The organism is Pseudomonas sp. SDO55104_S430 (assembly GCF_054070595.1).
This window is the reverse complement of the sequence record NZ_JBSVXG010000183.1, coordinates 1-11650: the sequence shown is the minus strand read 5'-3', so window position 1 is coordinate 11650 and position 11650 is coordinate 1. Positions and strand designations below refer to the sequence as shown.

At 61.3% G+C, this 11650-nt stretch carries 11 protein-coding genes; 2 read left to right on the top strand and 9 right to left on the bottom strand.

Annotation, left to right across the window (positions count from 1 at the left end; genetic code table 11):
• Positions 1–39 precede the first annotated feature (39 nt).
• The 5 genes from ACW9JE_RS23710 to leuS form a co-directional block, all read right to left on the bottom strand.
• Positions 40–1362 carry a lytic murein transglycosylase gene (locus ACW9JE_RS23710; protein WP_457434124.1) on the bottom strand — a complete coding sequence of 441 codons (1323 nt, stop codon included), beginning with the start codon at positions 1360–1362 and terminating at the stop codon, positions 40–42.
• Between the two features lie 63 nt (positions 1363–1425).
• Entirely contained in the window at positions 1426–1590 is a 165-nt protein-coding gene (arfA, locus tag ACW9JE_RS23705) for an alternative ribosome rescue factor ArfA (RefSeq protein WP_175377172.1), read from the bottom strand.
• A 112-nt stretch (positions 1591–1702) separates the two neighbouring features.
• Positions 1703–2740 (bottom strand): DNA polymerase III subunit delta, encoded by a 1038-nt coding sequence (gene holA / locus ACW9JE_RS23700; RefSeq protein ID WP_175377173.1) that lies wholly within the window; start codon positions 2738–2740, stop codon positions 1703–1705.
• 39 nt (positions 2741–2779) lie between these two features.
• Entirely contained in the window at positions 2780–3385 is a 606-nt protein-coding gene (locus ACW9JE_RS23695; RefSeq protein WP_224540649.1) for an LPS-assembly lipoprotein LptE, read from the bottom strand.
• Positions 3386–3473: 88 nt separating this feature from the next.
• On the bottom strand, positions 3474–6080 hold the full coding sequence (leuS, locus tag ACW9JE_RS23690; RefSeq protein ID WP_457434123.1) for a leucine--tRNA ligase: 2607 nt from the start codon (positions 6078–6080) through the stop codon (positions 3474–3476).
• 282 nt (positions 6081–6362) lie between these two features.
• Between leuS and ACW9JE_RS23685 the strand changes: the two genes are divergently transcribed.
• Together ACW9JE_RS23685 and ACW9JE_RS23680 are read left to right on the top strand one after the other, a co-directional pair.
• A complete protein-coding gene (locus ACW9JE_RS23685; RefSeq protein WP_224540653.1) occupies positions 6363–6683 on the top strand; it encodes a hypothetical protein in 321 nt (106 codons plus the stop codon).
• A 105-nt stretch (positions 6684–6788) separates the two neighbouring features.
• Positions 6789–7550, top strand: coding sequence for a YdcF family protein (locus ACW9JE_RS23680; RefSeq protein WP_457434122.1), 762 nt, complete (start codon positions 6789–6791; stop codon positions 7548–7550).
• A 45-nt stretch (positions 7551–7595) separates the two neighbouring features.
• Here the strand turns inward: ACW9JE_RS23680 and lnt are convergent, their stop codons facing one another.
• The 4 genes from lnt to ACW9JE_RS23660 are packed head-to-tail and all read right to left on the bottom strand — an operon-like array spanning position 7596 to position 11474.
• On the bottom strand, positions 7596–9119 hold the full coding sequence (gene lnt / locus ACW9JE_RS23675; RefSeq protein WP_224540657.1) for an apolipoprotein N-acyltransferase: 1524 nt from the start codon (positions 9117–9119) through the stop codon (positions 7596–7598).
• A 14-nt stretch (positions 9120–9133) separates the two neighbouring features.
• Positions 9134–9973, bottom strand: a complete 840-nt coding sequence (locus ACW9JE_RS23670; protein ID WP_224540659.1) for an HlyC/CorC family transporter — start codon at positions 9971–9973, stop codon at positions 9134–9136.
• Between the two features lie 42 nt (positions 9974–10015).
• Entirely contained in the window at positions 10016–10474 is a 459-nt protein-coding gene (gene ybeY, locus ACW9JE_RS23665; protein WP_224540661.1) for an rRNA maturation RNase YbeY, read from the bottom strand.
• The gene (locus ACW9JE_RS23660) at positions 10467–11474 is read right to left on the bottom strand and encodes a PhoH family protein (RefSeq protein WP_224540663.1); all 1008 of its coding nucleotides are present in this window, start codon (positions 11472–11474) and stop codon (positions 10467–10469) included. Before ACW9JE_RS23660 ends, ybeY begins: the two co-directional genes overlap by 8 nt.
• Between the last annotated feature and the right edge of the window lie 176 nt (positions 11475–11650).

Sequence of the window (11650 nt, the reverse complement as noted above, 5' to 3'; positions counted from 1 at the left end):
TCACCGACCTGTAGGAGCGAGGCTTGCCCGCGAAGCTTTTTAGCGGTTACGCAACCCTTCCAGCAACTTGTGCGTCGGATACCCATCCGCCGGCCAGCCGAACGACTGCTGCGCGCTGCGGATCGCCTTTCGGGTGTTGGCACCGATAATCCCGTCCGCGGTGCCCGCGTCGTAATTCTGGGCGCTCAGCAGGCTTTGCAGTTCCATTCGCTCGGTACGGCTCAACGGCAAGTCATCCTTCGGCCAGGTGCCGCTGATCAGACCCGCGCCATGGAAGCGCTGAGACAGCAGGCCGACGCCCAGCGCGTAGGACGACGAATTGTTGTACTTGAGGATCGCCCGGAAGTTGTCGAGCACCAGGAACGCAGGGCCACGATAACCGGCCGGCAGCAGCAGGGCGGCGGACAGTTGCTCCGAGCCTGGCGGAACCTGGCCGCCATTGGGCAGGGCTACACCCAGCTGACGCCATTCGGCGACGCTCTTGCGAATCGTGCCATCGGCCAGCAGGTAGTTGAAGCCGCCCGGCAGTTGCACTTCAAAGCCCCACGGCTGGCCTCTCTGCCAGCCGGAGCTTTGCAGGTAGTGCGCGGTCGAGGCCAGGGCATCGGCGGAGCTGCCCCAGATGTCGCGGCGACCATCGCCATCGAAGTCCACGGCGTGGGTGTTGTAGGTGGTCGGAATGAACTGGGTCTGGCCCATGGCGCCGGCCCAGGAACCGAGCATCTTCTCGGGTTCGATATCACCCTGTTGCAGAATCTGCAGCGCGGCGATCAATTGTGCGTGGGCAAAGCCCGGCCGGCGCCCTTCATAGGCCAGGGTCGCCAGCGAATTGATCACCGACTTGCTGCCCTGGAACTGGCCAAAATTACTTTCCATGCCCCACACCGCGACCAGTGCTTCACGATCGACGCCATAGCGCTGTTCGATGTTCTGCAGGACGCCATCGTACTGGCTGAGCAGCGATTGACCTTTACGAATCCGCAACGGTGACAGCGCACCATCGAGGTATTCCCACACCGGGCGGGTGAACTCAGGCTGGCTGCGATCGGCACGGATCACACTGGGGTCGAAGCTCACGTTGGCAAAAGCGCGGTCGAACAGATCGGCGCGAATCCCGGCGGCCAGGGCGTCCTTGCGGAAACCTGCCTGCCACTCGGCGAAGGTCTGGGTCGGCTGGATATCGAGGTTTTCACCGCTGGGGACCACGGGTGCAACGATGGCCGGAGCAGTGGCCAGAGGAGGCGTCTGAAGCTGCTGTGCGTCGGCGGCGGTGGGTTTTTCCGCACAGGCGACTAGCAAAATGAGGCTGGAGGCAGCGATCAATTGGCGCAGGTGCCAACGACGGGAAAGACAAAGGGGCATGCACAGGTCCAGGTAATTCGAATCAGGTGCAGACCTTAACATGTTGAGCGGATGCTTGCCGTTTCAGGCCGCCAGAAAGTAAAAAGCCTCCCGGTTATCAGACCGGAAGGCTTCGCGACGGTAGCTGCCTTTGCCCTTGCCGGGGCGTTCCTGACGGCTGCGGAACAGTGGCTGGGCGATGATGGATTTGGCCTTGTTGGGGCCATGCTTTGCTGGCTTTTTGCTCATGATGGATTCTCGCGAGTGGGTGTTTTTTGCGCGGCAGATATTCGGCCGAAATGGGACGGATGTCCATAGTGCAAATGCAGGCGTGATTTGTAGGAAAAAGACCGCGGAACGCTTATTCGGCAGGCAACGGCAGTCGCTGACCGGCCATTAACAGCGTCAAGCGACTCAGGCTCATCCACGGCGAGCCCGCCGCCTGGCCCTTGATCTGCGCGTCGATACGCTGCGCCTCGAGCAGCAACTGCGCCCAGCGTGGTGCTGAATAACGTTGCAGGGCCTTGCTCATCAGCGGCTTGCGCTTGTCCCATACCGGTGGTCTGGCCTGGCTGAATGCCTTGTCCAGCGGCGTGCCCTGGCTGTATTGCAGGGCAATGTTGGCCAGCAGGCGCAATTCCCTGGACAGGGCCCAGAGAATCACCGGTGGCTCGACGCCTTCACCCCGCAAGCCTTCGAGCATGCGCAGGGCGTGGGACGCCTCGCCGTTGAGAATCGCATCGGTCAGCCCGAAGACATCGAAGCGCGCACTGTCGGCGACCGCCGCCTGCACGGTTTCGATGGTGATCTGACCGCCTTCGGCCATCAACTTGAGCTTTTCGATCTCCTGGGCGGCGGCCAGCAGGTTGCCTTCGACCCGTGCAGCGATCAGCTCTACCGCGTCCTGGCTGGCGGACAGCCCGGCCTGGGACAAACGCTGACGGATCCAGCTCGGCAGCTGGCTGGCATCCACTGGCCAGATTTGCACGAACTGGGTCTGTTGGCCTTCGACCAACGCCTTGCCCCACTTGGTTTTCTGCGCGCTGCCATCGAGCTTCGGCAGGCTGATCAGCAGTACCGTGTCTTCGGCCGGTCGCGAGCAATATTCGATGAGCGCGGCGGCGCCTTTGTCCCCAGGCTTGCCTGAGGGCAGGCGCAGTTCCAGCAGGCGCTTTTCGGCGAACAGCGACATGCTGGCCCCGGCGAGCAGCAATGTACCCCAGTCGAAATTGGCGTCGGCGGCAAACACCTGACGCTCATCGAAGCCCTGCTGACGAGCGGCAGAGCGGATGGCGTCGGCGGCCTCCTGGCACAGCAGCGGATCATCGCCACTGATGACGTAGACCGGCGCGAGGCTGCCTTGCAGGTGCTTGGCGAGTTGGGCGGGAGCGAGCTTCATAAGAGAGGGCGAACGGGGCGCCAGAGCGCCCCGTAAGTCTTACTGCTGCGGGATTTCGATAGGCGACTGACGCGGAGTATCCGCTTCAGCCTTCTGCGCCGCTTCCAGTGCCGCGGCTTCTGCCTTGGCGCGGGCTTCGGCGGTCTGCTGCAGCTGTTGCAACTGGGTCGGCGAAATCTGCTGCAAGCGCAGCATCATGCGTTGTACCAGTTCGCGACGCATTTCCTTGCGGGCGTCGGCGGCTTCCTGGTCGGAACCCACCAGGTTGTTGCCGTCGTGGATGAAGACCTTCTCCACTTCGATTTTGTCATTGATCAACGACAGATTGCCCTGGCTGAGGATGCTGTAGTTGAGCGTGGTGTTCAGTTGATATTCGCCAGTACGACCAGCACCGGCGTAGCTGAGGATGCGCTGGGTTTCCTGCTCGTCCGTCAGCACCAGCTTGTAGGGTGCGCCGGTGTAGACCTTGACGCCGCTGCTATCGAGCACCTGACGCAGTTGCGTCACGGTTTCGCCATAGGAGTTGCGCGCGCTGACGTCGAGTTCCTTGATCGCCAGTTCGGTGGTGCCGGTGCCGCGCAGCTGGAAACCGCAGGCGCTCAGCAGGATCGCGAGGCCCATCACCAGCAAGTTGCGTTTGATCATTGTGTTGCTCCCCTTGAAACCATGTGGGCCGTTCAAGCGACCCGAAAGGTTTTACTCGGCGCCAGGCTTGGCCCGGCGCCTGATCCAATTAGCTGGCGACGATGTTGACCAGTTTGCCCGGTACCACGATCACTTTGCGAATCGTCAGACCATCGACGAAACGCAGCACGTTTTCGTTGGCGCGGGCGGCGGCTTCGATTTCTTCGCGGGTGGCGCTGGCCGGCATGTCGATCTGGCCGCGCAGCTTGCCATTCACCTGAATGACCAGTTGCAGGCTGTCCTGCACCAGGGCGCTTTCATCCACCACCGGCCAGGTGGCGTCGATCACGGCACCTGCGTGGCCCAGTCGGTGCCACAGGTCATGGCTGATGTGCGGCGTGATCGGAGCCAGCAACAGAGTCACGGCTTCCAGGCCTTCCTGGACCAGCGCGCGATCCTGCTCGGTCGCTTGCGCGGCCTTTTCCAGTACGTTCATCAGCGTCATCACCTGGGCGATGGCGGTGTTGAATTTGTGGTTCTGGCCGACGTCGTGGCTGGCCTGCTTGATGGCCAGGTGGATCGAACGGCGAACGGCTTTCTGCTCGTCTGAAAGGCTCGCGACGTCCAGTTTCCCCGGCAGGCCCTGGGTAACGTGAGCCTGGGCCAGACGCCAGACGCGCTTGAGGAAACGGTGCGAACCCTCAACGCCGGAGTCGGACCATTCGGCGCTCATGTCAGGCGGCGAGGCGAACATCATGAACAGACGGCAGGTGTCCGCGCCGAACTGGTCGATCATCGACTGTGGGTCGACGCCGTTGTTCTTCGACTTGGCCATCTTCTCGGTGCCGCCGATTTCCACCGGCAGACCGTCGGATTTCAGCTTGGCGCTGATGACCTTGGCCTTGCTGTCGCGCTCGAGTTCGACATCCGCCGGGTTGAACCAGGTGTAGGCACCGTTGGCTTCACGACGATAGTAGGTCTCGGCGACCACCATGCCTTGGGTCAGCAGGTTCTTGAATGGCTCGTTGGAGCTCACCAGCCCTTCGTCGCGCATCAGCTTGTGGAAGAAGCGCGCGTAGAGCAGGTGGAGAATGGCGTGTTCGATACCGCCGATGTACTGATCCACCGGCAACCAGTGGTCGGCTGCGGCTTTTTCCACCAGGCCACCCTCGTATTTCGGCGAGGCGTAGCGGGCGTAGTACCACGAGGACTCGACGAAGGTGTCCATGGTGTCGGTTTCACGCTTGGCAGGCTGGCCGCATTTCGGGCAGGTGCACTCGTAGAACTCGGGCATGCGCGCCAGCGGCGAGCCGGCGCCGTCCGGCACCACGTCTTCCGGCAATACGACCGGCAACTGGTCTTCCGGTACCGGCACGTCGCCACAGCTGGCGCAGTGGATGATCGGGATCGGGCAGCCCCAGTAACGCTGGCGGCTGATGCCCCAGTCGCGCAAGCGGAACTGGGTGCGCGAGGCGCCGAGGTTTTTCTTGATCAGCGCGACTTCGATGGCGTCGAAAGCGCCGGCGAAGTCCAGGCCGTCGAATTCGCCGGAGTTGATCAGCGCGCCGTGCTCGCCGTAAGCCTCCTGCCACGGGGCAGGGTTGGTGTCACCGGAACTGGTGCGCACCACGGATTTGACCGGCAGGTTGTACTTGTGGGCGAATTCGAAATCGCGCTCGTCGTGGGCCGGCACAGCCATTACCGCGCCGTCGCCGTAATGCATCAGCACATAGTTGGCGACCCAGACCGGCAGTTTTTCGCCGGTCAGCGGGTGCTCGACGAACAGGCCGGTCGGCAGGCCTTTTTTCTCCTGGGTGGCGACGTCGGCTTCGGCGACGCTGCCGCTCTTGCATTCGGCGATGAACGCTTGCAGCTCGGGATTGTTCTGCGCTGCCAGGGTGGCCAGGTGGTGCTCGGCGGCCACGGCGACGTAAGTCGCCCCCATCAGGGTATCCGGACGGGTGGTGAAGACTTTCAGGGTGCCGCTTTCGCCGATGGAGTCGACGTTGTACGGGAACTGCACTTCCATGCCGCGGGACTTGCCGATCCAGTTGCGCTGCATGGTCTTGACCTGTTCAGGCCAGCCATCCAGTTCGTCGAGGCTCTCCAGCAGCTCATCCGCGTAGGCGGTGATCTTGAAGTAGTACATCGGGATTTCGCGCTTTTCGATCAGCGCGCCGGAACGCCAGCCGCGACCGTCGATGACCTGCTCGTTGGCCAGTACGGTCTGATCGATCGGGTCCCAGTTCACAGTACCGTTCTTGCGGTAGATCACGCCTTTTTCGAACAGGCGAGTGAACAGCCATTGTTCCCAGCGGTAGTAATCAGGCTTGCAGGTGGTCACTTCACGGGACCAGTCCACCGCCAGGCCCAGGCTGCGCAGCTGGGATTTCATGTAGGCGATGTTTTCGTAGGTCCACTTGGCGGGCGCCACGTTGTTCTTCATCGCGGCGTTTTCCGCCGGCATGCCGAAAGCGTCCCAACCCATCGGTTGCAGAACGTTCTTGCCTTGCATGCGCTGGTAGCGGGAGATCACGTCGCCGATGGTGTAGTTGCGCACGTGCCCCATGTGTAGCTTGCCGCTGGGGTAAGGGAACATCGACAGGCAGTAGTAGGTTTCCTTGCCTGGCTGTTCGCTGACTTCAAAGGACTTTTGCTCGTCCCAGAAGGACTGGGCGGCGGCTTCGATTTCACGGGGCTGATATTGTTCGTGCATGGCTACTTTTGAACTGAATAGGGGTGGCCCAATCCTCTTCAATGCAACGCTGGACGGTGAAGGCGCCGATTCGGCGATTTCGATGTCCAGCCGAGCTGGAAGTGGAGTTACAGGAAGCGCCGTAGCATACATGACCGCACTCTGCCGAGGGAAACCCTGATTGCTGCCGCGCGTCTTGCCAAAACCGCTGCGAGGGCCGTTGGTCGCGGCGTTCAGCCGGTTTGTGCATGGAAGCTAAGCTCTTATTTGGGGAGTAGGTCTTATCTTCCAATGAGGTGAGGGATGGTTGAGTCACAGCAAAAAGCTACAAAACCGGAGCTGTACGAAAGACTGATCGATCGTCTGGGCCTGGCGCTGGAAGCAGCAAAAACCGCCAGCCGGCTGCGTGATGAACGTCCGCTTGAACTGGAGCTGCGCGGCTTGAGCCCCGCAGAGTTTGCACTGGTCAAGGCGTACCTGGATCGCAGCGAACGTGAGACGCACGGATGCCTGTCAGAAGCCGTGAAACAACTCGACGCACCACGTTCTGCCAAGGTCATCTGGCTCAAGGACAAAATACCCGGTAGAGACGCGGTAAAGGTCCGGTCTCTGATGTTCAAGTGAGGCAAAAGCCCATGTTCAGTGGTTTTTTGCAGCACAGTCCTTTCGTATTTATTGTCGCATTGCGTCAACCCACTTAGGCTTCGGGCATCTTCATGGAGATGCTCGATGCCTTTTCGTTATTTCGTGAAACACCTTCTGATGCCGCCCGGCATTCTCATCCTGTTGCTGATCCTGGCCTGGTGGCTGCGTCGCTCAAGGCCGCGGCTTGCCGGTTTTTGCTTTGCCGTTGGGCTGGGTGGATTCTGGCTGATGAGTCTGCCGGCGGTGGTGCAATGGAGCGCGGGGCTGCTCGAACGCGAGCCACCGCTGGCTCGCGACGAATGGGCAACCCTGGGGCAACACGCCGATGCCATCGTGGTGCTTGGATCAGGGCGTGAACGGGGCGATGTGGCCTGGGACACTGACCAGCCCACAGGTGTGGGCCTGGAGCGCCAACGTTATGCGGCGCGATTGGCCAAGGCCTCGGGCTTGCCGGTATTGACCAGCGGCGGGCTGCATTACGACACGCCACCGAGCGAGGCGCAGATCATGGCCGACTCCCTGCGTGACGATTTCGGCGTGACGGTGCGTTGGCAGGAAGGGCAAAGCCGTACCACTTGGGAAAACGCCCAAATGACAGCCAAGGTGCTGTTGCCCGAAGGTGTCAAGCGCGTGGTGGTTGTGACGACTGCCGCGCATATGCCGCGGGCGGTCTGGAGTTTCAGGAAGGCGGGGTTTGAGGTAGTGCCGGCGCCGGTCGGGTTTTTGGGTCTGGACAATGGCGAAGCGTTCGGCGGCTGGATGCCGGAGTTCAAGGCGATCTGGCGCAGCGGACAGCTGATCAACGAGGCGGTAGGGCAGGTGGGGTATTCGTTGTTCTATCGTTGAAGATCAAAAGATCGCAGCCTGCTGCACAGGCTGCGATCTTTGTCTTTAAACGGTCTTGGCCATCCGACTGGCAATCAACGCCCAGCCAAACAGAACCACACAAACGATGATCAACGGCCACGAACGCCATTGCAGATAAGGCGTGAGGTTGTGCATCGGCACCACTTCGCCATACAGAATGCCGCGCTCGAATTGCGGGATCTGCTCGGTGATCTGGCCAAACGGGTTGATCAGGCCGGTCACACCGTTGTTGGTAGCGCGGATCATCCAGCGACCGGCTTCCAACGCGCGCATCTGCGCCATCTGCAGGTGTTGCAGCGGGCCTATGGAGGTGCCGAACCAGGTGTCGTTACTGATCGTCAGCAATAGATCGCTTTGCGCGGCGAGGCCCGCTGCGAATTCCGGGTACACCACTTCGTAGCAGATGAACGGCGCAATCTGGTAGCCCTTGGCTTGCAGCATCGCTTGATCCGCAGGGCCCCGGGCGAAGTCCGACATCGGCAGGTCGAAGAAGGCGATCAAGCCGCGCAGCACATCCTGCAAGGGAACGTACTCACCGAAAGGCACCAGTTTCTGCTTGAGGTAAGTGCCATCGCCTTCGCCGACGACGGTAATGCCGTTGAAGAAGCGCTTCTCCTGGTGAACCACCTGGCGAATCGGGACGCCGGTGATCAGGGCGGAATTACGCTCGGCGGCGAAATTTCCCATCATGTCCAGATAGCCCTGAGCGGACTCCTTGAGTACCGGCACCGCGGTTTCCGGCCAGATCAGCAGGTCGACCGGTTTTGAGGTGAAGCTCATGTCGCGGTACAGCGCCAACTGCGCGTTGAGCTGCGCCGGGTCCCATTTCATGCTCTGTTCGACGTTGCCCTGAATCGCCGCGACGCTCAACGGCGCGCCGGACGGGCTGGTCCAGGCATGGTGCTTGAGCGCCACGCCGGCGATCCATGGGCCGACCAGAAGCACTGCGCCAATGGCGATGAAGGCTTTGCGGCCGCTGCGAACCAGACGCATGCCGTTGTAGATCAGCGCGGCAGTCAGGGCGAGGGTGAAGGAAATCAGCCACATGCCGCCGACAGGCGCGAGCCCCGTCAACGGGCCGTCGAGTTGGCTGTAGCCGGAATAAAGCCACGGGAACCCGGTGAGAAACCAGCCGCGAAACGCCTCTTGCCCGACCCACAGCGCAGCAAATGCCAGGGCATCGGCCAGTGGCGCTTCGTTGCGTCGCAGCCAGCGGGCCCAAACCCAGGCGGGCAGGGCGAAGAACCAGGCAATCGCTGCTGTGAACAGCAGCATCAGAAAACCGGCCAGCAACACCGACGCGCCACCGAAGTGGTGGATGCTGTAGTAGATCCAACTGGTCCCGGCGCCGAACAGGCCGAAGCCGAAACACCAGCCACGACCCAGGGCCTGGCGGGGGCTCAGCTCTCGCAAGCCTGCGTAGAAAAGACCGACCGCCAGCAAAGCCAGCGGCCAGATATCGAATGGCGCCAGGGCCAGGGTAGTGATTGCACCGGCCGCCACGGCCAGCAGGTTACCGGGCCAGCCGGGGCGGTTCAGACGGAGCATTTCAGTCCTTGGAATTACCGGGCGATTGGGGTCAGGCGCAGCAAGTGAATCCGGCGACTGTCGGCGTTCAGGATGCGGAAGCGATAGGTGCCGATTTCAGTGATTTCGTTGCGTTTTGGCAAGTGCCCGAACGCGCTCATCACCAGGCCGCCGACGGTATCGAACTCGTCGTCGGAGAATTCGCTGTCGAAGAACTCGTTGAAGTTCTCGATCGGCGTCAGCGCCTTGATCAGGAAATCACCGCTCGGCAGCGGCTTGATGTAGCTGTCTTCTTCGACATCGTGCTCGTCTTCGATGTCGCCGACTATCTGCTCCAGCACGTCTTCGATGGTCACCAGTCCCGCCACGCCGCCGTATTCGTCGATGACGATGGCCATGTGGTTGTGGTTGGCGCGGAACTCGCGCAGCAGCACGTTCAGGCGCTTGGACTCCGGCACGAAGGTAGCCGGGCGCAGCAGATCCTTGATGTTGAAGCTGTCGCCGTTCTCTTTGAGGATCAGTGGCAGCAAGTCCTTGGCCAGCAACACGCCCATCACGTCATCGTGGCTTTCGCCGATCACCGGATAGCGGGAGTGGGCCGAGTCGACCACGGCAGGCAGGAACTCGCGCGGTGTCTGGGTCACCTTGATGCTGACCATCTGCGAGCGCGGGACCATGATGTCCCGTACCTGCAGGTCTGCAACCTGGATGGCGCCTTCGACGATGGCCAGCGCTTCGCTGTCCAACAGTTTGTTCTGGTGTGCGTCGCGCAGCAGCTCCAGCAGCTCCTGGCGGTTCTTCGGCTCGTGGGCAAAAGCCTGGGTCAGTTTACCTAGCCAGGACTTCTGCCCGTTGCTCGATCGATCTTCGCTCATAGCGATTACTCTGAATCCTTTGTTGTAAGTGTTCGGGGATGTTTAATTTTCGTCGTCCGCGTACGGATCGGGAAAGCCAAGTTCAGCAAGCAAACTGCGTTCCAGTGCTTCCATTTCTTCTGCTTCGTCGTCCTCTATATGGTCGTAACCGAGCAGATGCAAGCAGCCGTGAATCACCAGGTGTGCCCAGTGGGCTTTGAGTGCCTTGCCTTGTTCGCCAGCCTCACGCTCGACCACGGCGACACAGATCACCAGATCGCCCAGCAGCGGGATGTCGAGAAACTCGTCCGGCACATCGGCCGGGAATGACAAGACGTTAGTTGCGTAATCCTTCTGCCGCCAGGTGTGGTTCAGCTCGCGCCCTTCGGCTTCGTCGACCAGGCGAATGGTCATTTCCGAGTCGGCGGTGCGCTGGCGCAGCGCGAGTTCGCACCATTGGCGAAACTCGGCTTCGCTGGGGGCGGGCGCTTGGGTCGCGATTTGCAGGTCAAGCTCAAGCATCGCGGCGGCTATCCTTGGCGGCTGCATCATCGGCCGCACGGGTTTCGAAGCGCTCGTAGGCTTCGACAATGCGTTGTACCAACGGATGGCGCACCACGTCCTTGGGCTGGAAGTGGGTGAAGCTGATGCCCGGCACGTCTTTCAACACTTCGATCACATGGTGCAGCCCGGACTTGGTGCCGCGTGGCAGGTCGACCTGGGTGATGTCACCGGTGATGACAGCGGTGGAGCCGAAGCCGATTCGGGTCAGGAACATCTTCATCTGCTCGACGGTGGTGTTCTGGCTTTCGTCGAGGATGATGAAACTGTTGTTGAGTGTGCGGCCACGCATGTAGGCCAGCGGCGCGACTTCGATGACCTGACGTTCGATCAGCTTGGCGACGTATTCGAAGCCGAGCATTTCGTAGAGCGCGTCGTAGAGCGGGCGCAGGTACGGGTCGATCTTCTGGCTGAGGTCGCCGGGCAGGAAGCCCAGTTTCTCGCCGGCTTCGACCGCCGGACGCACCAGCAGGATCCGGCGGATCTGCTCGCGTTCCAGGGCATCCACAGCGCAGGCCACGGCCAGATAGGTCTTGCCGGTACCGGCCGGACCGATGCCGAAGTTGATGTCGTTACCGAGGATTTCCTTCACGTAGCGCTGCTGATTCAAGCCGCGAGGGCGAATCATGCCTTTCTTGGTGCGCAGGGAGACGGCGGCTTCGGCAGGGGAGTGGTTGTCCAGCTCTTCGACGGCGGACTCCTGCAGGAACAGGTGAACCATGTCCGGCGACAGCTCGGTACCCTTGGTTTCCCGGTACAGGCGGCGCAGAAGGTTTTCCGCGGAGGTGGTGTGTTTGCGCTCGCCGATCAGCTCGAACTGGTTTCCGCGGTTGCGGATCTCGATGGTCAGGCGCTTTTCGATCAAGCGCAGATGCTCGTCGAACTGCCCGCACAGATTGGCGAAGCGGCGAGCCTCGAAGGGCTCGAGGATGAAACGATGGGGTTCTATGGGTGCGTTCAAGGTCGTATTTAGCCGCCCTGGGGCAATAGTGATGAAATCAAGGATAACGCCAGTGGCGTGGGTGCGAAAGCTCTTAAATATCGCAACAAGTCCCCATGGCTGACGCCGTACCTGTGGGAGCGGGCTTGCTCGCGAAGAGGGAGTGTCAGTTGGCAGGGTTGCAGCTGACAGACCGC

Excerpts from the sequence above, each read along its gene's own strand:
- ACW9JE_RS23710 (WP_457434124.1), bottom strand. The coding sequence starts at position 1,362 with ATGCCCCTTTGTCTTTCCCGTCGTTGGCACCTGCGCCAATTGATCGCT.
- arfA (WP_175377172.1), bottom strand. The coding sequence starts at position 1,590 with ATGAGCAAAAAGCCAGCAAAGCATGGCCCCAACAAGGCCAAATCCATC.
- holA (WP_175377173.1), bottom strand. The coding sequence starts at position 2,740 with ATGAAGCTCGCTCCCGCCCAACTCGCCAAGCACCTGCAAGGCAGCCTC.
- ACW9JE_RS23695 (WP_224540649.1), bottom strand. The coding sequence starts at position 3,385 with ATGATCAAACGCAACTTGCTGGTGATGGGCCTCGCGATCCTGCTGAGC.
- leuS (WP_457434123.1), bottom strand. The coding sequence starts at position 6,080 with ATGCACGAACAATATCAGCCCCGTGAAATCGAAGCCGCCGCCCAGTCC.
- ACW9JE_RS23685 (WP_224540653.1), top strand. The coding sequence starts at position 6,363 with ATGGTTGAGTCACAGCAAAAAGCTACAAAACCGGAGCTGTACGAAAGA.
- ACW9JE_RS23680 (WP_457434122.1), top strand. The coding sequence starts at position 6,789 with ATGCCTTTTCGTTATTTCGTGAAACACCTTCTGATGCCGCCCGGCATT.
- lnt (WP_224540657.1), bottom strand. The coding sequence starts at position 9,119 with ATGCTCCGTCTGAACCGCCCCGGCTGGCCCGGTAACCTGCTGGCCGTG.
- ACW9JE_RS23670 (WP_224540659.1), bottom strand. The coding sequence starts at position 9,973 with ATGAGCGAAGATCGATCGAGCAACGGGCAGAAGTCCTGGCTAGGTAAA.
- ybeY (WP_224540661.1), bottom strand. The coding sequence starts at position 10,474 with ATGCTTGAGCTTGACCTGCAAATCGCGACCCAAGCGCCCGCCCCCAGC.